Here is a 24786-nt window from a genome sequence, read left to right as displayed (position 1 = left end):
AATCGCCGACCGCCCATTAATTCGCGCCGCGCCCTGCCGTTCTAGCGGGTGATGGAAACGACCGGCACCACCTCCGCCTCCTCGATCGCGACCCGTCTGGGTGTCGGCAGCGGGACCGACATGATCGCGCTGGCCGAAGATCTGGCGCGCGCGCAGTTCGAACCGCGCCAGCAGCGGCTGGAAAGCCGATCCGAAGTGCTCGAGCGGCAGATCTCGCTCGCCTCCACGCTGCGCAACATGTTGTCGGGCTTTGCCAGCGCGCTGGGCGACCGGGTCCGCAATGGCGACCTGTCCGCGCAGCCGAACATCACCAATTCGGCGATCGCGAAGGTTTCCGCCCCGATCGGCACCTCGGGCAAGGGTACCTATTCGCTGGAGGTCACCCAGCTCGCCAAGGCGCAGACCCTCGCCGGGCCGGCCTACTCCGCCGCGACCGACACGGTCGGCGCGGGCCAGCTGACGATCCGCTTCGGCGCGACCGATAATGCCGGCTTTACCGCGGACACGTCCAAGGACGCGGTCACAATCGACATCGCGGCGGGCGCAACGCTGGCCGACGTGGCAAAGGCGATTAACGCCAAGGGATCGGGCGTCACCGCCTATGTCTCGCAGACCACCAGCGGCGCACAGCTGGTCCTCAAGGGGCCCGAGGGCACCAAGAACGGCTTCGTGATCGAGGCGAGCGAGGATGCGGCGAATCCCGGCCTCGCCAACCTCGCCTGGGCACCGGGAGACGATCCCGCACGCCTGCTCGCGACCTCGGGCGATGCCGCCTACAAGCTCGACGGGCTGGAGCGTACCAGCGCCAGCAACACAATCGAGAACGCCGCGCCGGGCCTGTCGCTCGACCTGACCGGGACCAACCCGGGCAACCCGACCACGATCGGCTTCGGCGATCCCAAGGCGGCGGTTATCAGCGCGATGACCGATATCGTCGGCGCGCTGAACGAGATCGCCGCCGAGCTGAATTCGGCAACCGACCCGCTGACCGGCGACCTCGCCCGCGATTACGGCGCCCGCGCGCTGCGGCGCGAATTCTCCTCGCTCGGCAGCACGGTCATCATGCCCAACGCCGCCGAGGGCACTCCGCGCACGCTCGCCGAGCTGGGCCTCGGCATCCAGCGCGACGGCACCTTCAAGCTCGACAATGCGCGGCTGGAGCAGGCGCTGGCCAAGGATCCGGAAGCGGTCGCGGCGATGTTCACCCCCGGCATCAACGGGATTTTCGCCACGATCGACAAGATCGCGCGCAACAACGCGATCTCCACCGACCCCGGCTCGCTCGCAGGATCGGTGTCGCGCTACACCGCACTCTCGCAGGATCTCACCGAAGACCTCACCGAACTGGCCGAAAAGCAGGAGACGCTCAGGGCCTCGATGGTCGCGCGCTTCTCCGCTTCGGAGGCGCGCATCAGCTCCTCGCAGTCGACTCTGGAATTCCTCAAGAGCCAGATCGAAGTGTGGAATTCGCAGCGTAACTGATCATGCTGGCAGCGAACCGACCCCGCGACGCCTATCGGCAAAGCAATTTCGACGCCCGCATTAAGGGCGGCACAGCGCAAGACATCGTGGTCTATTGCCTCGACGAACTCGCGCTCACGCTGGGGATGCTGCGGCAGGCGGACCTGCGCGGCAACCGGGCGGGGCGCAGCGAGGCGATCACCCGCGGGATCGCGATCCTCACCGCGCTGGAAATGGGCGTCGACCGGGAGAACGATCTCGCCGCCAGCCTGCTGCATTTCTACGAAGGCGCGCGGCACCTGCTGCTCGCCTCGGCCGCCGTGACGGACGAGGCCGCGATCGGCCAGCTTCGTACCGACGTGATCGAGATCCGCGACGCACTGCGCAGCGCGATCTGATTAACCCTTTTCGGACCCATCTTCCTCGCGCCCTGACGGCCACGGATTGACAAACTCCGGGCCGCATCCGAACATTGCGCAGCCTGCAAGGCATTGAACTCTCGCATATTTGCGGCCCGATAGGGTATCCGCAGCGCAGGGCCAGCCGATGGGGGGGCGTTAAGGATCATGGGGCCGGGATGGACAATGTCTTCGTAATTGACGGAAATGGGGAACGACGGGCCGAAATCGGCCACGTGCTGATGGAAGGGGGCGGCCACGCCGAACCCTTCGAGACAATCGACGAATTTATCGCCTTCGGCTCGAACGAGGGGACCGCGCTGGTCAGCGACGATGACGGCGCGGCGATCCGCCTGTGCGAGAAGATGCGTGACAAACCGCGGCTGGTGCCGGTCGTCGGCTATGCTCTTTCGCCCGACATCGGCCAGGTGGTTGCGGCAATGCAGGCCGGTGCGGTCAGCTATCTCGGCTGGCCGTTCACCCGCGCGACCCTGACCGAGGAAATGGCGCGGATCGCCCCGCTGGTGAAGCGCACGCTGGCCGAACAGCGCCGGCGCGCGCATGCTAGCGCGCTGCTGGCCGGGCTGACCGCTCGCGAGCGCGAGGTGCTGGTCAGCCTGACCACGCTGGGCACCAACAAGGCGATCGCCAAGGAGCTGGAGATCAGCCCGCGCACGGTCGAGAAGTATCGCGCCGCGATCCTCGTCCGGCTGGGCGTCGAAAACAGCGCGCAGGCGATCAGGATCGCGGTCGAAGGTGGGGCGTTCGATGCCGCGCAGTCGGTCGGCTCCACCAGGGGCTCCGCCGCACGGCGCGCGGTCGGCGACGTCATCGGCTAGCCGGGCGCACGCGCATCCGGCGGTTTTCGAACCGGGCTCCCGCCGCCCTCAGAGCCAGTCCTGGTCGAAGCGCAGCGGGCCGTCGCTGTAGAGATAGGCACCGTCGAACTGCGCATATTCGCGCAGCGCGTCCCAGTTGGACGTGTACAGATCGCCGCGGCGAATCTCGGCCAGTTCCAGCTCGCGCAGCTTGCCCACCGCACGGTTGGCGTGGATCGCGCTGACCCCGCACATGTCGGCAAGGTCGATCTGGGTGAAGGGCGTGCGCAGCGAACGGTTGTTGGCCTGCCCGATCAGCTCCAGCCGGCGGTGCAGTTCGCAATAGATATGCGCGATCCGGCGCGGCGCATCGAGCTGTTCGAGCATCTGGATCCACTTGCGGTGGATCGCCGCATCCAGCAGCGTCGCGAACCACAGCGCGCGGGCGATCCGGGGCTTTTCCTCCAGCGCGGTGCGCAGCCGCTGGTGCGGCGCGATGCCCAGCGTGACCGGGCCGGAGGCGACGATGTTGTGATCCAGCCGCTTGAGCGCGAAGGCATGCAGATCGATGAAGTCGCCGGGCACGTGGATGCCAACGATAAAGCGGCGGTTGCCGCTCTCGATCGTGCGGAACACGTATCCCGAGATCAGGATCGTGCTGCTGTTCGCGATCGTCCCGCGCGATACCAGGACTTCGCCCGATTCCGCCTCGCGAGTCTCGCTGATCAGCGATTCGATATAGGCCTGGTCGTCATGGCCCAGCTTGTCGCGAAGTCGCCCGGCGAGAAAATCACCGGTATTCGGAAATTCCATCGCCCCGTGTCTTTCCACCTGTTTGCGATTCAGTCGCCCGGTTAGCGAGCCGTGATGCAGCCAGTCTATTGATGCATGTTAGCTTCACCGAATTTGCCCCCAGAACTTGCCCAGAATGCAATCAAAGCGCGAAAAGCTCGCTCTTCACCGCCAGTTCGCCATCACCATACAAGTAGTCGGGCGCAAAGTCTGCATACTGCTCCAGTCCAGCCCGATCGGGCGAGCTGATCCTGCCCTTGCGGAAGGTCGCCAGGTCGCGTTCGCGCAGTTCGCGCAGCGCCCGATTGGCATGAACCGGGGTCGCGCCGCACATCTCGGCAAGGTCGACCTGGGTCAGCGGAGTCTGGAATCCGTCCTCGTCCGCCAGCCCGACCATTTCGAGCCGACGCCACAATTCGGAAAAGACATGCGCGATCCGGCGCGGCGTGGTCAGCTGTTCCAGCTTCATGATCCACTGGCGGTGCATCGCCGCATCGAGCAGAGTGGACGACCACAGCAGGCGCGCCAGATGCGGCCTGTCTCGCAGTACCTCGCGAAGCTTTTCGTGCGGCACATAAGCCAGCTTCACCGGCCCGATCGTATCGACATTATGGTCCAGACGCTTGAGCGCGAAGCAGTGCAGATCGACGAAGTCGCCTGGTACATGCACGCTCAGCGCCGACCGGCTGCCGGTGCCGTCGAGCCCGCGGATGATGAACCCCTCGACCAGCAACGTGCTTCGCGAACAGGCGGACCCGGCCTCGACCACGCGGGTATCGGTTTGGTAATTTGCGATTTCTTCCGGCAGGTTTTCCAGCAGGCGACGGTCCTCATGGCTCAGGCTGTCGCGCAGGCGGCCATACAGGAAACGACCCGTCAGCGGGAATTCCGCCAGTTCCTGCTCGAGTGTCATTGTCCCTCCTGGCCGTTTGCTTGTCACGGCTCGCGTTGAGCGCTGATCTAACGGCTCGCGCGGCCCGGGTCGAGCCCGCTGCGATCACGCAGGCAAGGCAACTGCAGCCCCTTGAAATACCACAAGGCTTGATATGCACGCGCGTCGGGTCCACCTCGCCAAGCGAGTATGGATATGATGACCAAAAACCCGCCCGCCGACCACGCGCCCATCGCGAGTGCCGAACCGATCGACCGCGGCGCGCTGCGCGCCGCGTTTCGGCAGGAAGAGGCGGCCTGCGTTGCCGATCGCCTGCGCGAAACCCAGGTTTTCACCCGCGATCATGCAGCAATTCAAGCCTATGCGGTCAAGCTGATCCAGGATGCGCGCAAGCGCGACGTCAGCGGGATCGACGCGTTCCTGCACCAATACGGGCTCAATACCGAAGAGGGAATCGCGCTGATGTGCCTCGCCGAGGCGCTGCTGCGGGTGCCCGACGGACGCACTGCCGACGCACTGATTCGCGACAAGATCGGTGAAATCAACTGGCGAGAACATCTCAACGAATCGGACAGCACCTTCGTCAACGCAGCGACTTTCTCGCTCATGCTGACGGGCGAAGTGCTCGAACGGCCCGAACAGACGCAGAAGGCGATGGGCCGCACGCTGCGCGGGGCCATGAACCGGCTGGGCGAGCCGGTGATCCGGCAGGCCACCTTCCAGGCCATGCGGATCCTTGGCGGACAGTTCGTGTTCGGCCGGTCGATCAACGAGGCGCTCAAGCGCGCCGGGCCGGAGCGCGCGCGCGGCCTGACCCACAGTTTCGACATGCTCGGCGAGGCGGCGATGACCTTCGCCGATGCCGAACGCTATCGCAAAGCCTATCTCGACGCGATCGAGCGTCTTAAGGACGAGAGCGACGGGACCATTTCCGGCAGCCCGGGCATCTCGGTCAAGCTGACCGCGCTCTATCCCAAGTACGACATCTTCCATGCCGAAAAGGCGAAGAAGGCGCTGATCCCGATCGTGACCGAGCTGGCGGTGCGCGCGCGCGACGCCAATATCCACTTCACGATCGACGCCGAGGAAGCCGACCGGCTGGAGCTTTCGCTCGACATTATCGAGGCGCTGGCGTCGGACGATTCGCTGTTCGCCCGCCCCGACGGCACCCGCTGGGAAGGCTTCGGCATGGCGGTGCAGGCCTATCAGAAGCGCGGCGTGCCGCTGTGCCGCTGGCTGATCGATCTGGCCGAGAAGTACGATCGCAAGTTCATGGTCCGGCTGGTCAAGGGTGCCTACTGGGATACCGAGATCAAGATCAGCCAGGTCGCCGGGCTCGACGACTTCCCCGTGTTCACCCGCAAGGTCGCGACCGACGTTTCCTACATGGCCTGCGCCGATGTGATGCTGAGCGCGCCCAAGCGGATCTACGGCGCCTTCGCGACCCACAACGCCTACACCATCGCTGCGATCGTGCAGCGCGCAGGCGCGGGCACGCAGTTCGAATTCCAGCGCCTGCACGGCATGGGCGAGGAGCTCTACGCCGCGCTCGCCAAGGCGCAGGGCAATGCGAAGACGCCGGTGCGGATCTACGCGCCGGTCGGAGGGCACAAGGACCTGCTCGCCTATCTGGTGCGCCGCCTGCTGGAGAACGGGGCCAACAGCTCGTTCGTCAACCGGATGGCCGATTCGGACCTTTCGGCGATCGAGCTGGCGGGCGATCCGGTGGCCGAGCTGGCCGCGCTGGAGCCCAAGCGGAACCCTGCGATTCCGTTGCCCAAGGACATCTTCCCCGGCCGCCGCAACAGCGCCGGTGTGGACCTCGCCGATCCGCTGGTGCGCGAACCGCTGCTCAAGCGGCTGCACGACATGCGCGAGCGGCAGTGGGAAGCCTCGCCCACCTTCAAGGCCGAGATTCCGGGCGAAATCGCCCCGATCACCGCGCCGTTCGACCACGGCATGCGGATCGGTACGCGTCGCGATGCGAGCGCGGAAGAGGTCGATGATGCGATCGGTCGCGCAGCCGCGATCCAGCCCGGCTGGAACGCGCTGGGCGGTGAAAAGCGCGCGCTGCTGCTGGAAGCGGCAGCCGACGCTTTCGAAGCGCATACCGACGAGATCCTCTCGCTGTGCCAGCTGGAAGCGGGCAAGACGCTGGTCGACGCGGTGCTCGAAATCCGCGAAGCGGTCGATTTCCTGCGTTACTACGCGAACGAGGCACGGCGGCTGTTCATCGACCCTACCGAGCTGCCCGGCCCGACGGGCGAGCACAATTACCTCAAGCTCGCGGGGCGCGGCGTGTTCGCGACGATCAGCCCGTGGAACTTCCCGCTGGCGATCTTCATCGGCCCCGCCGCCGCCGCGCTAGCAGCGGGCAACACGGTGGTCGCCAAGCCGGCCGAGCAGACCCCGCTGATCGCCGCTCTCGCGGTCAAGCTGTGCCACCAGGCGGGCATTCCCGAAGAGGTCTTCCAGCTGCTGCCCGGCGGCGGCGAGGTCGGCCAGCTGATCACCAGCGACGTGCGCATCGCAGGCGTGGCCTTCACCGGCAGCACCGCGACCGCGCAGGCGATCAACCGCGGCCTCGCCGCGCGCGACGGCGGGATTGCGACGCTGATCGCGGAGACCGGCGGCCAGAACGCGATGATCGTGGACAGCACCGCGCTGCCCGAACAGGTCACCCGTGACGTCATCTCAAGTGCCTTCCAGAGCGCGGGCCAGCGCTGTTCCGCGCAGCGCGTGCTGTACATCCAGGAAGACGTCTATGACGAGATGCTGACGATGATCCGCGGCGCGTTCGAAGCGCTCGACGTCGGCGACCCGACCCGGTTCGACACCGATGTCGGCCCGGTGATCGACCATGACGCGCAGGCTGCGCTGGAGCGGCACGTGGCGCGCTCGGAAACGATTGGGCGCACGATCTGGCGGGGCAAGGAGGATTCCTCCCTCGCACGCGGCAGCTTCGTGGTCCCCACGATCATCGAGATCGAGGGCATCGGCCACCTCCAGCGCGAGAATTTCGGCCCGGTGCTGCACATCGCCAAGTTCAAGGGCAAGGACCTTGGCCAGGTGGTGGACGACATCAACGCGGTCGGCTTCGGCCTGACTTGCGGGCTGCACAGCCGGGTCGAGGAAACCCGCCGCTTCGTCGAATCGCGGATCAAGGTCGGCAATTTCTACGTCAACCGCAACCAGATCGGCGCGGTGGTCGGCAGCCAGCCGTTCGGCGGCGAAGGCCTGTCGGGCACCGGCCCCAAGGCGGGCGGCCCCAACTACGTCGCGCGCTTCGCCACCGAACGCGTGGTGACGGTGGATACAACCGCGGCGGGCGGCAACGCCACGCTGCTGGCAAGCCTGTGATCGGGTAACACCGCAGTTCCAGTGTGGTGGCGGACCTGTTAAAGGTCCGCCCCATGCTCAAATCGCTCAAGCTGATCGTCGCGCTGGTTGCGCTCGCCTGGTCCACCACCGCCTTTGCGGAAGTGCGGATGTCGTTCCATTCCTTCGACGGGTCGGTCCTGTTCGGCCGCTACCCGCATGCCTTCGTGGTGCTGGAAGGCACTACCAGCGATGGCCGCAAGGTGGACGAGAATTTCGGCTTCACCGCCAAGCACACGACGACGGCAGTGCTCAACGGCCCGGTCGAGCACAAGATCATGACCGAGAGCGAGAGCAGCGTGCGCAGCACCAACCGGCATTTCACGGTGACGCTCAGCGACGCGCAATATGCCCGCGTCAAGCGAGAGGTCGCCGCGTGGCGCAACGCGCCGGGCAAGTTCTACGACCTGGACCGGCGCAACTGCATCCATTTCGTGGGCCGCATGGCGCAGCTGGCCGGGCTCAAGGTGACCTACCCCGCCAGCATGCTGCGCCGGCCCAAGCAGTGGCTGAACCACGTGGCCAAGCTCAACCCGCAGCTGGGCGCAAAACAGCTGTAGGGATAAGCCGCCAGCGCAGGCTTGCGCGCACGGCCAGCGCTGCGCATCACAGCGCCATGGCCATTCTCTCCGACCGCTGGATTCGCGAACAGGCACAAAAGCACGGCATGATCGAGCCGTTCGAGGAGGCGCAGCGGCGTGACGGCTGCATCTCCTACGGGCTCAGTTCCTACGGCTACGACGCGCGCGTCGCGCCGGAGTTCAAGATCTTCACCAATGTCGACAGCGCGGTGGTCGACCCGAAGGATTTCGCGGCGAACAGCTTCGTCGATCGCGAGACCGACGTCTGCACGATCCCGCCCAACTCCTTCGCGCTCGCGCGCACGGTCGAATATTTCCGCGTGCCCGAGGACGTGCTGGTCATCTGCCTCGGTAAATCGACCTACGCGCGCTGCGGGATCATCGTGAACGTCACCCCGCTGGAGCCTGGCTGGGAAGGCCACGTGACGCTGGAGTTTTCCAACACCACCCCCCTGCCCGCGAAAATCTACGCCAACGAAGGCGCGTGCCAGTTCCTGTTTCTGCAGGGCAACGAGCGGTGCGAGACGAGCTACAAGGACCGCGCGGGCAAATATATGGGCCAGCGCGGGGTCACGCTGCCGCGGTTGTAGGATTGGGTTGGCGTCTCCCACCGTCACAGGCACTCTGGAAGCTCTGGACTCCGATCGATTGACGAAACTCGTTCAACGATGGATGTAGAGAGCGTGATTCATCGCCTATCAGGTTACGTCGCGTTGTTTCGCGCTCATTATTTCACCGGCAGGAATAAGCCTGCAAACGCCAGATGTGCATTCGATAAAGCAAAGGCCAGAATAGGCACTCGACTTGATTTTCAAGCCCCGTTCGATGCCCGCATCTGTATTCTCGAAGGCCGTCATGCCGAAGCCCGCAACCGACTTCGGGAATGCGTAGCGACGCTTGAAGACAGATCAGACGATGAAGCGTCTTACATTGTTCTGTGGTGCCAGCATTATCTTCGGCTTTATGAAGGTAGCAGCCAAGCCCAAATCTTGAAAACGCAGACCTACCCCCTCTCCCCTCCCGGGCACATCCCACGGTTCTTGCCGTTCCTCGAAGACGAAGATATCGCTCGCATTATCAGAACAGATTTCAGCGCCCTCACGGGCGTCGCGCGCGCGCCAATCATAGCCAAGGTTAGGAGCATCAGCTACCAACCTCCTTCCAAGTGATTGAATATTCATTCAGAAGGCAAAAAAGTAGAGGCAGCGAGGAAGTTTCGCGATTCCGGCCACCTCGCCGTCCATTCTCTATTTTCCTACTCAGCTGAGCGCTGACAGAGTGTGGCCATGCATCCCACTTTCAGTTCGCCCTTCCAACCAGAACCACGTTCCATGGCCGCTCAGCCGAGGGCAGGGTTTTCTCCCCTGGACACTGTGTCAGGTGTGTCAGGCTGGCGCGCCTGTGGCGAAAAAGCCGCTTTGACACGCCAGCCCTTCCGCAGCACACAAACACCACATCCTCGTCATTCCCGCGAATGCGGGAATGACGCCAGCGCGGGGGTGACGAGGGAGAAGAGGAGAGAGTGCATATGACTGACGGGCAATTCGACATCGTGATCTACGGCGCGACCGGGTATACCGGGCGTCTGGTCGCCGAGCATTTCCTGCGCGAATATGCCGACAAGCCTGACGCGCCGACATGGGCGATGGCAGGCCGCAATCCGGACAAGCTCGCCGAGGTGAAGCGCGCAATCGGCGCGCCCGATAGCACCCCCACCATCGTCGCCGACGCTGCCGACGCCACCAGCCTCGACCGGATGTGCGAGCAGGCGAAGGTCATCATCACCACCGTCGGCCCCTACCAGCTCTACGGCGAACCCCTGCTCGCCGCCTGCGCCAAGAGCGGCACGCACTACGCCGACCTTTGCGGCGAGCCCGCGTGGATGCGGCAGATGATCGACAAGTACGAGGCGGACGCCAAGGCCAGCGGCGCGCGGATCAGCTTCTCCTCGGGCTTCGATTCGATCCCCTTCGATCTGGGCGTGCTGATGCTCCAGAAAGAGGCGCGCGAGCGCTTCGGTGCGCCGTGCAAGACGGTGCGCGGGCGCGTGCGGGCGATGAAGGGGACGTTCAGCGGCGGCACTGCCGCCAGCCTTGCCGAGAGCATGAAGGCGATGGCGCGCGACCCGTCGCTCATCAAGATCATGCGCAGCCCCTTCGGCCTCACCCCCGGCTTCGACGGGCCGGACCAGCCGGGCGGCATGGTGCCCAAGTACGAGAGCGATCTGGGCAAGTGGGCCGCGCCCTTCGTGATGGCGCCGATCAACACAAAGAACGTGCACCGCACCAACTTCCTGCTCGGCCACCCCTATGGCGCGGACTTCCGCTACGACGAGATGGTCCTGACCAGCCCCGGCGAAGCAGGCAAGGCGGCGGCGAACGCTGCCGCCGAGATGATGAAGAACCCGTTCGGCGCGAAGCCGCCCAAGCCCGGCGAAGGCCCTACGCTCGAAGAGCGTGAGAACGGCTATTACGACGTGCTGTTCGTGGGTGAGACGGCCAGCGGCGAAACGCTGCGCTACGCGGTCAAAGGGCGGTACGATCCGGGCTATGGCTCGACCAGCCGGATGATCGGCGAGACGGGCATTGGGCTGCTTCAAAGCGATGCGCCGGGCGGGATCGGCACGCCGGGCTCGATCCTCGGAGAAAAGCTGGTCGAGCGGCTGCGCGAACATGCCGAACTGACCTTCGAAGTGGAGGAGTGAGCATCTGCGGGAGCCGTAAGGCACGCATGCGGTTTACAGATACGACACAACCACGGGGAGACCGATTGAGATGGCGTTTCTGGCTTCGGTAATCGGTCGCATGTTGCTGGCGCTGATCTTCATCATCTCGGGCGTGACCAAGGTGATGAACGTCGCCCAGACGCAGGCCTTCATCGACAAGGTGACCACGCTGCCGGCCAATCTGGCGCTGCCGGTCGGCATTTTCGAGCTGGTGTTCGGTGTGTTTCTGGCAATCGGCTTCCTCACCCGGATCAGCAGCCTGCTGCTGTTCGGCTTCACGCTGGCGACGGTGTTCTTCTTCCACAATCAGCTGGGCGACCAGCTGCAGTTGCAACTCGCGCTCAAGAACCTCGCCATCGCGGGCGGGCTGCTGATGGTGTTCGCCTATGGGCAGGCGCGCGGATCGGTCGATGTCTGGCGCGAACGGGACCGCGCGCGGCGCGCCGAAATCCGGGCGGCGCGGGCGGAGGGACGTGAAAGGGGTGCCCGCGAGGCCGAGGCACGAAGTGCCAGCGGCCCCGCGGACGGCCAGGCGGGATGAAGGGGGGAGGCCCCGCCTAGAAGCTGAAGCGTGCGCTGACCGAGAGGTTGCGCCCCGCCATCGGGATGAAGTCGCGCGTGAAGCTGGTCGCGCGGCGGCCTTCGACGTCGAAGATGTTGTCGACCTTGGCCAGCAGCGTCACGTTGTCGTTGCCGCGCAGCGGACGCCAGGCGACCGAGGCGTTGACGAAGGTGAAGGCATCGGTTGCGCTCTCGAACGCGGGCACATCGTCCTGCTCGCCAAAGTACTGGACCTCGCCGCGCACTTCGAACGGGCCGGTCTTGGCGGTCAGCGCGCCGGTCAGGCCCAGCGGCGGAATGCGGGGCACCGGGCTGCCGTCGGCCAGTTCGGCCTTGACGTACTCGGCACTCGCTTCACCGAGCAGGGAGAATGCGTCGCTCTCTACGAACGGCACGGCGAGCTCTGCCTCGACCCCATAATAGGTCGCATCCTGCTGCAGGTAGTTGAACAGCGGGAGGCCGCCCTCTTCTCCGGCCGGCACGGGGCTGCCGTCTTCTTCGACGAGAGTGCCGGTGTTGTTCAGGTAGATGTAGTTGTCGAACCAGCTCTTGAACGCGGTCAGGCTGATGGTCGCCGGGCCCACATTGCCGCGCACGAAGCCTTCCAGGCCCCACGCACGTTCGACCTCGAGGTCCACGTCGCCCAGCTCGTACTGGCCGGTGGCGACGTGCGGTCCGTTGGCGAACAGCTCCTCGCCCGCAGGGGCACGGCCGACGCGCGATCCGTTCACGCCGACCCGCAGGCCCCCGATGTCGTAGGAGACACCCAGCGCACCGGAGAAGATGTTGAAGTTGCGATCGACGTTCAGCGGGGTCGAGGACACGCTCGAGGTTTCGAACCGGGCCGCACCTTCGAGCTGGAAGTCGCCGAAGCTCAGCTCCTGAAGCGTGAAGAAGCCGTACTGTTCGGTCTGGTTGGGGGCGACGAAGGCCTCTTCACCCGTCGCGGAGAAGTCGCGAATGTAGAACTGGCCGCCGAACGAACCCCGCAGGTTGCCGACGGGAGCCTGGATGAACTCCGCACGCCCTTCGAACCCTTCGACATCGAACACGGTGCCGACCTCGGAGCCTTCGAATTCGGTGTGGGTATAGTCGCTGTAGCCGACGCGGGTCTGCAGCCGGTCGAGGAAGCCCGAGCCCAGGTCCAGGTCGCCGCGATATTCGGCGCGATACTGCTTGAGGCCGATCGACACGCCCGCGTCGCCTTCCTCATCGCCGCCGTCTTCATGTTCATGCCCGCCGGCCGGGTTTTCGGGCACACCATAGGTGGTCTCGTAATAGCCACCACCGAAACCGAAATTGCTGCCGCCCGAGAAGAAGGCGAGGCCGGCGTTGACCGACTTGGTCTCTACGAAGGTGTTGGGCACGATACCCTGCTGGTTCGCGACCTCGCGCAGTTCGGCGGCCTCCTCGGGTTCGCCGTCGCTGTCATGCTCGGCCGCATCGGCGAGCAGATCGGCGCGCAGGCCGTCGCTCAGCACATAGCCAGGCACGTGGATGTCGCCAGAATTGAGATAGCTGCCATCGATGTGGGCGACGAAACCGCCACCCAGCGGCGCGTCGACCGAAGCACCGACACGGTATTCGTCGTTGACGCTGTCATAGCTCGCCAGCCCGTCGATATGGATCGGCTCGTCAGGGATGCTGCGCGGAATGCGCTTGTCGATCACGTTGACCGCGCCGCCGATCGCCTGGCTGCCGTAAAGCAACACGGCGGGGCCGCGCAGAACCTCGATCCGCTCGACGGTCAGCGGGTCGATGCTGACCGCGTGATCGTCCGAGGTGTTCGATGCGTCGAGCGATCCGATCCCGTCGCTCATCACCCGGACGCGCTCTCCGCTGAAGCCGCGAACCACCGGGCGCGAAGCGCCGGGCGAGAAGCCGCTGCCCGAAACGCCGGGGAGATCTTCTAGAATCTCGCCCACTTGACCATTCATGTTTCTCTGCAGCTCGACCCCCTCGACGACCGAGGTGCCGGCAAGCACGTCGAGCTGGCTCAGGCTCCTGCCCGCAGTGACCACGATGTCCGCCTGCTGGCTGGTGCGATTGTGGAAGTCGTCGCCGACATCGTCACTGCTACTGTCCGCAGGATCATCGGCCGTTTGCACCTGAGCGGCACAGGGAACGGCGGCCAGGGCAATGGCAAGCAGCGGCAGGCTGCCAATGGAGGAGAGCTTCATAAGGGGGAACGATCCTGTTTGTGTGTTACTTTATATCATCCGCAGCTAACGTTTCATTCTTGCGAGCGCAAGACCGATATTGCGCTTCGGCGATCCGAATCGTTCGTTCGTCGGTAAGTCTATGAAAATCAGGCAACCGGCGAAGCGCGCGCAGCCGCTGCGCAGGACGCGGAAGATTCTGGGCGAACCGCGCTGCGCGGACGCCCGGCAAAGCCGGATTGTTCTGAAGAAAATGGAGCGGGCGAGGCGATTCGAACGCCCGACCCCAACCTTGGCAAGGTTGTGCTCTACCCCTGAGCTACGCCCGCTCACTTGGCGTTTCCGGCGGGCCGCGAGGGCCTCTCCGGAACGGGAAGCGGGCAATTAGCAACGAGGGCCCGGTACCGCAAGCGCTAAATTACAGGTTTTTGCAGGCCCTTCACATCCCCCGCGAAAGGCCCACATTGGGGCAAACCGAAAGCCTGCAACCGCACGACAAAGAAGGGGATCGCACTTGGCCAGCATGGGGCTCAATATCGAGGAACAGAAAGCGGTCGAACGCTTCCAGAAAGAAGTCGTCGAACCGTCGATGACGAAGCTGGTGGTGCTCGATTTCTGGGCCGAATGGTGCGGCCCGTGCAAGGCGCTCGCCCCGATGCTGGAAAAGGTCGCGGCGCAATATGCCGACAAGGGCGTGGTCCTGAAGAAGATCAATGTCGATGAAGAGCAGTTCATCGCCAGCCAGTTCCAGGTCCAGTCGATCCCCACCGTCTACGCCATGTTCCAGGGCCGCCCCGTGGCCGACCTGACCAGCGCGCGCAGCGAAAGCCAGCTTACGCAGGCGCTCGACCAGATTCTCGCGCAGCTTCCGATCGATCCCAATGCGGCCGGTGCCGATTCGGATGCCACTAATGGCATGCCCGAAGTCGAGCAGCTGATTGCGATGGGCGAGCAGCTGCTGGATGCGGGCGAGACCGAGAAAGCCGTCCAGCTCTACACCGAGATCGTGACCGCCGCCCCGCCCGAAATCGCGAGCCGTGCCGAAATCCAGTCCGGCCTGATTCGCGCGCTGCTGGCGAACGGGCAGCACGATCAGGCGCAGGCTGCCTTCGACGCGCTGACCGACGAGCAGAAGGCCGACCCCGCCGTGGCACAGGCCGGTGCGCAGCTGGAACTCTCGGGCGAGAAGGTCGACGAGGGCGAACTGGCCGCGCTGCGCGAGAAGGCCCAGGGCGGCGATATGGACGCACGCTACGCCTACGCCGAAGCCGCCTTCGCCGCCCGCCAGCGCGATGCCGCAGCGGATGAGCTGCTGAGCATGGTCGAGGCGGATCGCGAATGGAACGAAGGCGCAGCGCGGACCAAGCTGCTGCAGATCTTCGAGGCTGTCGGTCTGGAAGATGCATGGGTGGTCGCCACCCGTCGTCGCCTGTCCAAGATCCTGTTCGGTTAGGCCCGATGCGCCTGTCCATCTTCCCGCTTACCGGCGCGATCCTGTTCCCCGGCCTGCAATTGCCGCTGCACATGTTCGAGCCGCGCTATCGCGCGCTGGTCAGCGATGCGCTGGCGCGCGACCGGCGAATCGCGATGATCCAGCCCAAGACCACGCGCGATGGATCGCCGCTCTACGACATCGGCTGCGTGGGCAAGATCGCCGATGTCGAGGCGATGGATGACGGACGCTACAACCTCGTGCTCGACGGGGAGAGCCGCTTTCGCATGATTCGCGAGCTCGATGTCGCCACCCCCTTCCGCCAGATCGAGGGCGAGCTGATCGCCGAAGACGGCGACGAAGTGCTCAGCGGGATCGAGCGCGCCGGGTTCGAACGCGAAGCCCGCCGTTTCGCCGATGCTCAGGGCTATTCGGTGGACTGGGATGCGGTCGCCCAGCTCGACGACCAGTCGCTGATCAACGGGGTCAGCCAGATCGCCCCCTTCGATGCCGCGTCCAAGCAGGCGCTGCTGGAGACACCGGACCTTGCCGCCCGGTGCGAGCTGCTGATCCAGCTGATGTACTTCTTCGGCCGCCAGAACGGCACGGACGACCGGGTTACCTTGCAATAGCCGGGGCCGTAACCGGTTCAAGCGCGCCGAGCATGGCCCACAGCGCGGTGAACGCGTGCCGCTCCGCATCGCGCTTGTTGTAATTACGCGTCTGCACCACCAGCACGGCATCGTGGGTGGGCACCACGGCGACGATGTTACCGCCATTGCCCTTCATCATCCACGCAGGCACATATTGCTCGCCCGCGCGCAGCGGGGTTGCCCACCACAAATCGCCGTAGAATTGGTGTTCGCCCAGCGTGTGGCGCGGGGTCAGCATCGACTCGATCCAGTCGCGGTCGATCACCTGCCGGCCGTCCCACTCCCCGCGATCGAGGACGAGGCGACCGATCTTGAGCAGCGCGTCGTCCGAAATGGTCAGTTGCCCGCCTGACTGGATCTCGCCGCTACGCGAGGTCCGCCAGATGGGGCGCGCTATGCCGAGGGGGTCGAACAGGCGGCGCTGGACGTAATCGTCGAACCGCTCGCCCGTCGCCGTCTCGACCACCTGGCCGAGGAGGAACACGCCCGCCGTGCAATAGGAGAACGGGCCATAGCCGTTCTCCCCCCGGGTGAAACTGCGCGCGGGGAGGTCCAGCGCGAAGGCGCGCCATTCGCGTGTCCGGTACATCCGCTCCTCCTGCCCGGGAGACTTGCCGTCCCGGTCATCGCAGTCGAGCGCGCTGGCCATCGCGAGCAGGTCGCCCACCGTGATCGAATCGAACGGCTCGCCCCGCGAGTGGCCGAGGTAGGGCCACACTGCCACGTCGCGGCCGGCCAGCTTGCCATCCATGATCGCCATGCCCACCGCCAGCGCGGTGATCGACTTGCCCGCCGACTTGATATCTACCGGAGTGCCGGGGGCCTTGCCGTCGAACCGCTTGCGATAGGTGATCTCACCACCCTGCGTGCTGGCTAGCGCGGCGATATCGCCCAGCTCGCCCTTGTCGATCGCAGCCTCAAGCTGCTCCAGATCGTAGCGCGGCAGCGGTTGCGCCGCCGCAGCGCTGCCCAGCAGGCAGACGAGAAACGTCGCGACGATGATCCTGATCGACATAAGCTCCTCCCGCAAGCGACGTTGCGCCGCTGGCCCCTAACCGCGCGTGAACCGCGCGCGTCCGGAAAGTCGGAGATGTCAGAGCGCGAAGGCGCCGCGCAGCCCGTCGATCACATATTGCGCGGCCAGCGCCGCGAGCAGCACGCCGAGCAGGCGGGTGATGACCGATTCGACCTTGTCGCCGAACAGCCGCATCAGCGGCCCCGCCGCGATCAGCGCGACGGCAGTGATCGCGAGCACAGCGGCCAGCGCGCCCAGCACAACGGCCATCTGCTCGACGGATTCCGCCTCATTCATCAGGAGCATGATCGCGGCGATCGCGCCCGGCCCTGCCAACATCGGCATCGCCATGGGGAAGACAGAGACGTCCTCCACCTCCGGGCTTGCAGCGATCCGCTCCGCGCGTTCCTCGCGCCGCTGGGTGCGCTTTTCGAAGACCATTTCCCACGCGATCCAGAACAGCATCAGCCCGCCCGCGATCCGGAAGCTGTCGAGCTCGATATGCAAGGCGGCGAGCAGGTCGACCCCGAACAGCGCGAACACCAGCAGGATTGCCGCCGCGATCAGGCACGCGCGCAGCGCCATGTTGCGCCGCTGCTGCGCGCTCGCGCCCTTGGTCAGCCCGGCATAGATCGGCGCGCAGCCCGGCGGGTCGACCACCACGAAGAAGGTCACGAAGGCGGAGAGGAAAAGCTCGAACATAGGGGCGCGGCGCTCTCTCGGTCAGTCTTCAGGCGGTGAAACGAGGCGCTTGTCGACAATCGTCTCCCACGCGCCAGAAGTGTAGTAGTCCGCGCGGACGTGTTTGGTTCCGTCCGGCAGATGCTCCCACACCCAGCGCAGCGTGCCATCGCGGGAGATCTGCTCGCCTCGCCTGGCGTCGCCCGCCGGCCCGAGCGCGGGCGGCGGTGGCACGCTCGCCCCGTTCTTCGGGCAGTCGGCCACCAGCCCCTGCACCGCGTCGAAGGCGGTGGCGACGATTTCATCGGGATCGCGTTCGACCGGGGCAGGCTGCGGATCGTCATAGCCGCCGACGTCGTAGGCCCAGTCGTATTCATCGTCGTTGCGATCGCGCGTCCACACGGTCACGAAATCGCCGACCAGGCCTTCGGGATCGCGGAAGCGCCCCATGCTCACCGCCATCCGCCCGTCGCAGCTCATCATCACGGTGCGCGGCGACCACTGGACTGCTGCCGGCGGATTTTCGAGCGTCGCCAGCACCGCCTGCGCAGGCACCGGGCCGTTGCGGCCGTGCAGCAGCGCACCGTCGGCGGCGAAATCGCGGAACGCGGTCCACTGGCCCTTCTCGCGCGCGGCCCGGGCGAACTCGCTCTCGCGCGCGACCACCAGGCTCGGCTGGGCAGTATATTGGGTAGAGGCGAGCGCGCGGTCGATCCGGTCGCGCGGGATACGCGGCTGGCCGCCCGCTGCACACGCAGCCAGCGTTGCGGCAAGCGCGATCAGCGCGATGGTCGACGTGGCGCGCATTATAACCCCTCCGGCGGTTCCAGCCCTTCATGCCTATAGGCTGCGACCAGCGTATTGCGAAGCAGCACCGCGATCGTCATCGGGCCGACCCCGCCGGGCACCGGAGTGATCGCGCCCGCGACCTCTTTCGCGGCCTCGAAGTCGACATCGCCGACGAGACGCCCCTTGGCCTCGCCCTCGGCTGGGTCGAGCCGGTTGATCCCGACATCGATCACCGTCGCGCCGGGCTTGAGCCAGTCGGCCTTGACCATCTCCGGTCGGCCGACCGCGGCGACCACGATATCCGCACGGCGAACGACCTCGGGCAAGTCCGCGGTGCGGCTGTGCGCGATGGTCACCGTGGCATTCGCGTCGAGCAGCAGCTGCGCCATCGGCTTGCCGACGATGTTGGAGCGGCCGATGACGACCGCGTTCATCCCCGACAGGTCGCCCAGCCGGTCGCGCAGCATCATCATGCAGCCCAGCGGCGTGCACGGCACGAAGCCCTCCTGCCCGACCATCAGCCGCCCCGCGCTTTCGACATGGAAGCCGTCGACATCCTTGCCCGGATCGATCGCGGCGATCACCGCCTGTTCGTCGAGGTCACCGGGCAGCGGCAGCTGGACGAGGATGCCGTCGACCGCCGGATCGTCGTTGAGCTGCTCGACCAGCGCGATCAGCACATCCTCGGTGGTGTCGGCGGCCAGGCGATGCTCGAAGCTTTCCATATTGGCAGCCACGGTCGCCTTGCCCTTGGAGCGCACATAGACATCGCTCGCCGGGTCTTCACCGACCAGCACCACCGCGAGACCCGCCTTGCGCCCCGCCTTCTCGGCGAAGGTCGCGGCGTGTTCGCCGACCTTTTCGCGCAAGTTTGCCGCGAAGGCCTTCCCGTCGATAAGCTGTGCGCTCACGCAAGGCTCCGGATGACGGAACTGAGGATGATCAGGAATATCTGCAGCACGATGATCAGCACCAGCGGCGAGAAGTCGATGGCACCGGTCTGCGGCAGCATCTTGCGGATCGGGCTGAGGACCGGATCGAGCAGCGAGTTGATCGAGCGGTACACCGCAACGACGAAGTCGTTGCCGCGGCTGACGACGTTGAACGCGAGCAGCAGGCCGATCACGAACTGGACGATGATCAGCATCACGAACACGTTCGTGAGCAGTTCGACGATCTGGTAGATGGTGTAGAGGGCTTGCATGGTGGCCCTGTCTCCTGAGGTTTCGATTGAGCGTCTTAGGAGAGTAAGACGCCTCTGAGCGAAGGCAAGGCCGCCCTAGCCGTTTTCGGCCGCCCTGACGAGCGTACCCGCACCGCGGGCGGTGAAGAACTCGAGCAGCATCGCATGATCGACCCGCCCGTCGAGGATGACCGCCGCCTCGCACCCGGCGCGGGTCGCGGCGAGGCAGGTCTCCAGCTTGGGGATCATCCCGCCGGTGATAACGCCCTCAGCCCGCAGCGCCTCGATCTTCGCTTCGTCAAGCTCGGTCACCAACTGCCCGTTGCCGTCGAGCACGCCCGCCACATCGGTCAGCAGCAGCAGCCGCGCCGCGCCGAGCGCACCGGCGAGGGCGCCGGCCATGGTGTCGGCGTTGATGTTGAAGGTCTCGCCATGTTCGCCCGCGCCGATCGGAGCGATCACGGGGATCAGGCCGCCGCTGGTCGCCAGCTCGATGACCGAGGCATCGATCGCAGCCGGTTCGCCGACGAAGCCGAGATCGACCACCCGTTCGATCGCGCTGTCTTCGGTGCGCGTATCGCGGGCGACCTTGCGCGCGCGGACCAGGCCTGCATCCTTGCCCGAGATACCCAGCGCGCGCCCTCCGGCGGCATGGATCGCGGCGACGATCTGCTTGTTGATCGCGCCCGAGAGGACCATCTCGGCAATCTCGACCGTTGCCTCGTCGGTCACCCGAAGGCCATCGACGAAGCTGCTTTCGACCCCGAGCCGCCCCAGCATTGCGCCGATCTGCGGGCCGCCGCCGTGAACCACCACGGGGTTGATGCCGACCGCCTTCAGCAGCACGATATCCTGCGCGAAGCTGGCCGCGGCGGCGTGATCGCCCATCGCGTGCCCGCCATACTTCACCACGAAGGTGCGCCCGGCGTAGCGGCGCAGGTAGGGCAGCGCCTCGATCAGCACGCTGGCCTTGGCGCCGGCATCCAGCGACGGGTCGGCGGCGGGGGCGCCCCGGGAGTTGGTGGTCTCGCTCATACCCCGCGCGCTAGCCGCACGCGCGCGGTTTGGGAAGGCGGGACGGTGCCCCGCCCGCCCTGTCGGCTTACTCGTCCGGCGTCACTTCGTCGGTCGACGCGCCGTCGGTGGTGTCGGCCGTTGCCGTGTCGACCTGGTTGACCCCGTTCACGTCCTCGAGCGCGTTTTCGGTCAGCTCCGATTCGTCGGAGAGGTCGGTGTTGAGCCGTTCTTCCTGCGTGGTCGTGGCGCTGTCGGGCAGGGCCGGCTCATCGCCATCGGCGTTGAGGAACACGATCACCGCGGCCACTGCCAGCACCACGATCACCGCGAGCCACAGCCACTTGCTCGATCCCTTCTTCTGAATCACGTCGTCATTGGCCATCTGGTGGTCTCCTGTTGCGTTGGGTTACCCGGACAAGCCGCGAGGGCGCCACGCAGTTCCGAGAACGCGCGCGCCTGACACACCTGACACACAGTCCAGAGACCAAAAAACCCTCCCCGCCCGCTGGGCGCACATGCGTCGTCAACAGGGCAGGAACATTCAACAGGGCCATGCCCGCGATGCTAGCGGGGCCGATCCGAGTAGGACAGCAGCAATCCCGCTGCCCTGCCCGAACCGCTTTTATGCAAAGGCGCGGATATTTGCGCCGCGTTGCGCATTATCCATCCCGGGCGCTCAGCGTCGGCACGCGCGGATGCCTGCCGGCACAACAAGGTTTTATCGCATGGCAGAGGAAGAGGGCGCCGATCAGGACCAGGCGGACGGCGTCGACGCCGCGAAGGAAAGCGGCCACGATATCGTGCGCGAGGATCTGGACGATCACGAGCGCGAGATCGTCTCCAGCCACGAGGTCGCCAGCGCGCGGCTGGTCCACGAAATCATCCGCCAGCGCGGGATCGACGAGCTGGAGCGGCCGGCATCCTCGCTGCTGTGGTCGGCGATTGCGGCGGGCTTCGTGATCGGCCTGTCGCCCTATGCGATCGGGATCTTCACCGCCGAGGTGCCCGACGGGCCGTGGATGCCGCTGCTGATGGCGCTGGGCTATTCGATCGGCTTCATCGCGGTGATCGCGGGGCGGCTGCAGTTGTTTACCGAAAGCACGATCACCGCGGTCATCCCGCTGGCGACGACCCCGTGCTGGCGCAATTTCAACCGCACCATGCGGCTGTGGGCGATCGTGCTGGCGGGCAACATGGTCGGCACCTTCGCCTTCGGCCTGTTCGTCCATTTCAACATCGCGGGTCAGCCCGAGATCGGTCAGCAGATCACGCTGGCCTCGCTCGACGCGATCACCCACCAGATGTCCTCTCCGTTCCTGAAGGGCATTCCGGCAGGCTTCATGCTCGCCGCGCTGGTCTGGGCGATGCCCAATCTCGAACGGCAGGAGATTTTCATCATCGCCGCGATCACCGGGCTGATGCACCTTGGCGGGGTCGCGCACTCGATCGTCGGATCGGCGGAACTGTGGATCATCATGCTCGACGGGAAGATCGGCGTGGCGCAGGGCCTGTTCGGATTTCTCGTCCCCGCGGTGCTGGGCAATGTGGTGGGCGGCGGGCTGCTGTTCGCGCTGCTCGCCCACGCGCAGGTCGTGCCCGAGCTCGACAATGGCTACGTCTATGGCGAGGAGCGCCCCCGCACGCGCCGCAACCGGAGGCGCTAGCCCAAGCCCTCTCCCCAAAGCGTTGCGACATGGGCGCACGGACCTATGATCGCCACGGGCTTTTCGAAAAGGGGCGGACATGAGCGAATGGGATGACACGCGCGAGGGCCGGACGGCGCAGACCGGAGTGACCTTCCAGCGCCCGGCGATCGTCGCGGGGCTTTATCTGGCGACGCTGGTCCTTGGCCTCTCGGTCTTCGTCGGGCTGATCCTCGCCTATGTCTGGCGCGGGGAGAATGATGGCGAGCCGTGGGAGGAAAGCCACTTCACCTATCTGATCCGCACCTTCTGGATCGGTTTTGGGGTGAGTGTCGCGATGGTGGTAACCGTGCTGGGCGTAGCAGTGTGGATCGCCGCGGCGGACTCGTCCCGAAGCGATCCGTCCGCAGCGCTGGTCACGCTGGTGGTCGTCGGGTTCGGTTTGCTGACGATCATCTGGTATTGCGTGCGCAGCGTCCTGTCGCTGGTCGCTGCGGCCAACCGGCGGCCCATGCCCAACCCGCAGACTTGGTGGTTCTAGGCGGGCCGACGCGCGGGCCCGGTGGCAATCCGCAACTGAACTCCCGCTTTTTTTGAATGACTTACGCCGCGCCGTTTACCTCCTGTTGAGAGGTTTCGCGCGAAGAGCGCGCGCATGGGTGAGGAGTCTCATTACCGGCGCACCGGCCTGCGCAGCAGCCAGCGTGGCACGCCGCGCGCCAACCCCCGCGCCTCCTCATGGCGCGGCGCGATCACCCCGCTGACCATCGTGCTGCCGCTGGGCCTGTTTGCAGTGCTGTTTCCGTGGAAGGCGGTGATGGGAGAGGCGGCCAGCGACAAGCCGTCCGCGCCCGTGCCCGTCTCCGCGCAATTCGCGCTGTGCGTGGGCGGATCGCGTCATACCTGCGTGGTCGATGGTGACACGATCTGGCTCAACGGAGAGAAGATCCGCATCGCCGATATCGACGCGCCGGAGATTTCGCGGCCTTCCTGCGAGGCCGAGCGGATCGCCGGCACCCGCGCGACCGAGCGCCTGACCCGGTGGCTCAACGAAGGCGCGTTCGAAGTCCACCCCAACCCCGACGGCCGCGACACCGACCGCTACGGCCGCAAACTGCGCGTCCTCGCCCGCAGCGGCGAGAGCGCGGTCGAGACGCTGGAGGCAGAGGGGCTGGCTACGCGCTGGGGCGGCAGTGGGCGGGAGTGGTGTTAGGAGTTCATATCGATAATCGAAGTCGGCAATCCGAATAAGATCAAAGGACAAGGATTGCCGACGCCCCGAGCAACACGATCCATTAATTTGCTCCAATGGGTCGTAGCTGTCCCGTACTTATCGGTAGCAAACTTCTTGGACCACGCTTCCTGAAAGGGCATGCCGGCGGCGGTCCACTTCTTAATCTGTTGGCGCTGCCGTGTGGTGGGATCGATTTCGAGGGTATCGAGGACGTCGAAGCTGTCAATTGCGTTATCGGCTGCGAACTGGCGGACCCGCGATAGCATTTCAGCTTGCATACCGCTTCCGCGCGTAATGATCGCAGCTACGCTAATAACGCCCTCTGCGTGAAGCCGCTTGAAATTTTCAAGGTCGCGATCGAAAAATGGGTCCTTATTGTTCCACTCAATCTCGAGCGCAAAGGTACCGTTTTCGAAGCGGCGAACATGATCGATTTCATGGGTAATCGATTCTTTCACTACACCATCGACCGTTTTGGCGATTTCGAAATTGTGTTTCGGCCATTTTGCGCCAGTCAGTCCGCGCCGTAACCGCTGCGTCATCTTCGCTTCGCCGCCGCCGCTGCCGATTATCTCAGAAATCGGAAGCGTCAGATCGGAGAGCGCGTTTTCAATCTCGGCTTCCGCATCGGGGAAATCCCGTTCTACGATGGCTTGCGCGTGATTGATCGAAACGATCTCGAAGCCGCGCTCTTTCAGCGTATCGAACATTACTCTGCTGCAATAGCCTCACTACTGCTGTTGTAACCGTAGGTCTTCCAGTCGGGCTTGTAGCTTTCATCCGCCTGATTGCCCCACACCGTCCAGTCTTTGCGTTTGCCACGGCTGAACAGCTCAATGCGCGGTCCCCAGCTGCATTCCTCAATGATTTTGTATTGCTCGTCAGGCTTTCGAGAATGCTCCCGTTTCTGGCTGCGAATAATGTTGACCTGCCTCCGCCCGGGGGCAAGCGTGCGCGCATTTTTCCCACGCACGCCAAAAAGCAATATCTCGGTCACATTCCGGAAATAGAACCCGACGCCGCGCCCATCTGGCCCACCGTCTTTGCGCACCTTTTCCCAGATAATGTTGGAAACATAGCGGAAGCCCCAAGCATCCATTACCTTCAAGCCTTCGGGCAACAGTGCATTGGGCACCCAAAGATAAAGATGCGCCGGGTTGTCCGCGATCGCCTCGACGGGGAGATCACAAATGTCACCCAGCGCCATCGTTCCATAGCGATTGAGACGCTTATGCTCTGGCGCGACCTTCCCGGTACGGTTCTGAAACTGCCAAGGCGGATCTGCGAGAATTGTACCGTAAGGAGTATCTCCCGCGGCTTTCAGTAAATCGGTTGCAGCGCAAGGAACGCCATCGGGGTCGAGCATTGCGGCCT

The 24786-nt window shown here is 65.1% G+C and carries 26 protein-coding genes and 1 tRNA gene; 14 read left to right on the top strand and 13 right to left on the bottom strand.

What is annotated here, in order from left to right; translation table 11 throughout:
* Window positions 1-51: 51 nt before the first annotated feature.
* From fliD to KYN89_RS08605, 3 genes are all read left to right on the top strand, one after another.
* Window positions 52-1482, top strand: coding sequence for a flagellar filament capping protein FliD (gene fliD, locus KYN89_RS08615; RefSeq protein ID WP_222824681.1), 1431 nt, complete (start codon window positions 52-54; stop codon window positions 1480-1482).
* Between the two features lie 2 nt (window positions 1483-1484).
* Complete coding sequence (locus tag KYN89_RS08610; protein WP_222824680.1) at window positions 1485-1859, top strand: flagellar protein FliS; 375 nt, start codon at window positions 1485-1487, stop codon at window positions 1857-1859.
* Between the two features lie 179 nt (window positions 1860-2038).
* On the top strand, window positions 2039-2698 hold the full coding sequence (locus KYN89_RS08605) for a response regulator transcription factor (protein WP_222824679.1): 660 nt from the start codon (window positions 2039-2041) through the stop codon (window positions 2696-2698).
* Between the two features lie 48 nt (window positions 2699-2746).
* On the opposite strand, the gene KYN89_RS08600 is transcribed toward KYN89_RS08605, so the two are convergent.
* Window positions 2747-3490 carry a Crp/Fnr family transcriptional regulator gene (locus tag KYN89_RS08600; RefSeq protein WP_054523540.1) on the bottom strand — a complete coding sequence of 248 codons (744 nt, stop codon included), beginning with the start codon at window positions 3488-3490 and terminating at the stop codon, window positions 2747-2749.
* 121 nt (window positions 3491-3611) lie between these two features.
* Entirely contained in the window at window positions 3612-4382 is a 771-nt protein-coding gene (locus KYN89_RS08595) for a Crp/Fnr family transcriptional regulator (protein ID WP_222824678.1), read from the bottom strand.
* Between the two features lie 168 nt (window positions 4383-4550).
* Between KYN89_RS08595 and putA the strand changes: the two genes are divergently transcribed.
* From putA to KYN89_RS08565, 6 genes are all read left to right on the top strand, one after another.
* Entirely contained in the window at window positions 4551-7721 is a 3171-nt protein-coding gene (putA, locus tag KYN89_RS08590; RefSeq protein WP_222824677.1) for a bifunctional proline dehydrogenase/L-glutamate gamma-semialdehyde dehydrogenase PutA, read from the top strand.
* Between the two features lie 53 nt (window positions 7722-7774).
* Window positions 7775-8299, top strand: a complete 525-nt coding sequence (locus KYN89_RS08585; RefSeq protein WP_010233931.1) for a hypothetical protein — start codon at window positions 7775-7777, stop codon at window positions 8297-8299.
* Between the two features lie 56 nt (window positions 8300-8355).
* Window positions 8356-8910, top strand: coding sequence for a dCTP deaminase (dcd, locus tag KYN89_RS08580; RefSeq protein WP_010233928.1), 555 nt, complete (start codon window positions 8356-8358; stop codon window positions 8908-8910).
* A gap of 78 nt (window positions 8911-8988) precedes the next feature.
* On the top strand, window positions 8989-9489 hold the full coding sequence (locus tag KYN89_RS08575) for a hypothetical protein (protein ID WP_222824676.1): 501 nt from the start codon (window positions 8989-8991) through the stop codon (window positions 9487-9489).
* A gap of 359 nt (window positions 9490-9848) precedes the next feature.
* On the top strand, window positions 9849-11024 hold the full coding sequence (locus tag KYN89_RS08570) for a saccharopine dehydrogenase family protein (RefSeq protein ID WP_222824675.1): 1176 nt from the start codon (window positions 9849-9851) through the stop codon (window positions 11022-11024).
* A gap of 70 nt (window positions 11025-11094) precedes the next feature.
* A complete protein-coding gene (locus KYN89_RS08565; RefSeq protein WP_054526373.1) occupies window positions 11095-11586 on the top strand; it encodes a DoxX family protein in 492 nt (163 codons plus the stop codon).
* A 16-nt stretch (window positions 11587-11602) separates the two neighbouring features.
* Here the strand turns inward: KYN89_RS08565 and KYN89_RS08560 are convergent, their stop codons facing one another.
* Window positions 11603-13786 (bottom strand): TonB-dependent receptor, encoded by a 2184-nt coding sequence (locus KYN89_RS08560; protein WP_222824674.1) that lies wholly within the window; start codon window positions 13784-13786, stop codon window positions 11603-11605.
* Between the two features lie 233 nt (window positions 13787-14019).
* A tRNA-Gly gene (locus KYN89_RS08555) sits at window positions 14020-14094 on the bottom strand.
* Window positions 14095-14288: 194 nt separating this feature from the next.
* On the opposite strand from KYN89_RS08555, the gene KYN89_RS08550 reads away from it, so the two are divergent.
* Entirely contained in the window at window positions 14289-15218 is a 930-nt protein-coding gene (locus tag KYN89_RS08550; RefSeq protein WP_222824917.1) for a tetratricopeptide repeat protein, read from the top strand.
* 5 nt (window positions 15219-15223) lie between these two features.
* Window positions 15224-15829, top strand: coding sequence for an LON peptidase substrate-binding domain-containing protein (locus KYN89_RS08545; RefSeq protein ID WP_010233913.1), 606 nt, complete (start codon window positions 15224-15226; stop codon window positions 15827-15829).
* Here the strand turns inward: KYN89_RS08545 and KYN89_RS08540 are convergent.
* The 7 genes from KYN89_RS08540 to KYN89_RS08510 form a co-directional block, all read right to left on the bottom strand.
* Entirely contained in the window at window positions 15816-16865 is a 1050-nt protein-coding gene (locus tag KYN89_RS08540; protein ID WP_222824673.1) for a serine hydrolase domain-containing protein, read from the bottom strand. The two genes, KYN89_RS08545 and KYN89_RS08540, sit on opposite strands and share 14 nt — an antisense overlap.
* 78 nt (window positions 16866-16943) lie before the next feature.
* Window positions 16944-17567: a MarC family protein gene (locus KYN89_RS08535; protein WP_222824672.1), complete on the bottom strand. Its 624-nt coding sequence runs from the start codon at window positions 17565-17567 to the stop codon at window positions 16944-16946.
* 21 nt (window positions 17568-17588) lie between these two features.
* On the bottom strand, window positions 17589-18353 hold the full coding sequence (locus tag KYN89_RS08530; RefSeq protein ID WP_222824671.1) for a hypothetical protein: 765 nt from the start codon (window positions 18351-18353) through the stop codon (window positions 17589-17591).
* A complete protein-coding gene (folD, locus tag KYN89_RS08525) occupies window positions 18353-19246 on the bottom strand; it encodes a bifunctional methylenetetrahydrofolate dehydrogenase/methenyltetrahydrofolate cyclohydrolase FolD (protein WP_222824670.1) in 894 nt (297 codons plus the stop codon). The genes KYN89_RS08530 and folD overlap by 1 nt, the downstream gene beginning before the upstream one ends.
* Window positions 19243-19539 (bottom strand): YggT family protein, encoded by a 297-nt coding sequence (locus tag KYN89_RS08520; protein ID WP_222824669.1) that lies wholly within the window; start codon window positions 19537-19539, stop codon window positions 19243-19245. The genes folD and KYN89_RS08520 overlap by 4 nt, the downstream gene beginning before the upstream one ends.
* Window positions 19540-19614: 75 nt before the next feature.
* Complete coding sequence (argB, locus tag KYN89_RS08515) at window positions 19615-20553, bottom strand: acetylglutamate kinase (protein ID WP_222824668.1); 939 nt, start codon at window positions 20551-20553, stop codon at window positions 19615-19617.
* A 67-nt stretch (window positions 20554-20620) separates the two neighbouring features.
* The gene (locus KYN89_RS08510) at window positions 20621-20917 is read right to left on the bottom strand and encodes a hypothetical protein (RefSeq protein ID WP_222824667.1); all 297 of its coding nucleotides are present in this window, start codon (window positions 20915-20917) and stop codon (window positions 20621-20623) included.
* A gap of 343 nt (window positions 20918-21260) precedes the next feature.
* On the opposite strand from KYN89_RS08510, the gene KYN89_RS08505 reads away from it, so the two are divergent.
* The 3 genes from KYN89_RS08505 (at window position 21261) to KYN89_RS08495 (ending at window position 23391) form a co-directional block, all read left to right on the top strand.
* The gene (locus KYN89_RS08505; protein WP_222824666.1) at window positions 21261-22199 is read left to right on the top strand and encodes a formate/nitrite transporter family protein; all 939 of its coding nucleotides are present in this window, start codon (window positions 21261-21263) and stop codon (window positions 22197-22199) included.
* A gap of 79 nt (window positions 22200-22278) precedes the next feature.
* A complete protein-coding gene (locus KYN89_RS08500) occupies window positions 22279-22719 on the top strand; it encodes a DUF4870 family protein (protein WP_222824665.1) in 441 nt (146 codons plus the stop codon).
* Window positions 22720-22833: 114 nt separating this feature from the next.
* Window positions 22834-23391 carry a thermonuclease family protein gene (locus KYN89_RS08495; RefSeq protein ID WP_222824664.1) on the top strand — a complete coding sequence of 186 codons (558 nt, stop codon included), beginning with the start codon at window positions 22834-22836 and terminating at the stop codon, window positions 23389-23391.
* Here the strand turns inward: KYN89_RS08495 and KYN89_RS08490 are convergent.
* Together KYN89_RS08490 and KYN89_RS08485 are read right to left on the bottom strand one after the other, a co-directional pair.
* Window positions 23388-24122 carry a BglII/BstYI family type II restriction endonuclease gene (locus tag KYN89_RS08490; RefSeq protein ID WP_222824663.1) on the bottom strand — a complete coding sequence of 245 codons (735 nt, stop codon included), beginning with the start codon at window positions 24120-24122 and terminating at the stop codon, window positions 23388-23390. The two genes, KYN89_RS08495 and KYN89_RS08490, sit on opposite strands and share 4 nt — an antisense overlap.
* The gene (locus KYN89_RS08485; RefSeq protein WP_222824662.1) at window positions 24122-24778 is read right to left on the bottom strand and encodes an MT-A70 family methyltransferase; all 657 of its coding nucleotides are present in this window, start codon (window positions 24776-24778) and stop codon (window positions 24122-24124) included. Before KYN89_RS08485 ends, KYN89_RS08490 begins: the two co-directional genes overlap by 1 nt.
* Between the last annotated feature and the right edge of the window lie 8 nt (window positions 24779-24786).

Source organism: Alteriqipengyuania abyssalis, from assembly GCF_019857185.1.
GTDB classification, from domain to species: Bacteria; Pseudomonadota; Alphaproteobacteria; order Sphingomonadales; family Sphingomonadaceae; genus Alteriqipengyuania; species Alteriqipengyuania abyssalis.
This window is presented reverse-complemented; position numbering and strand designations above follow the sequence as displayed.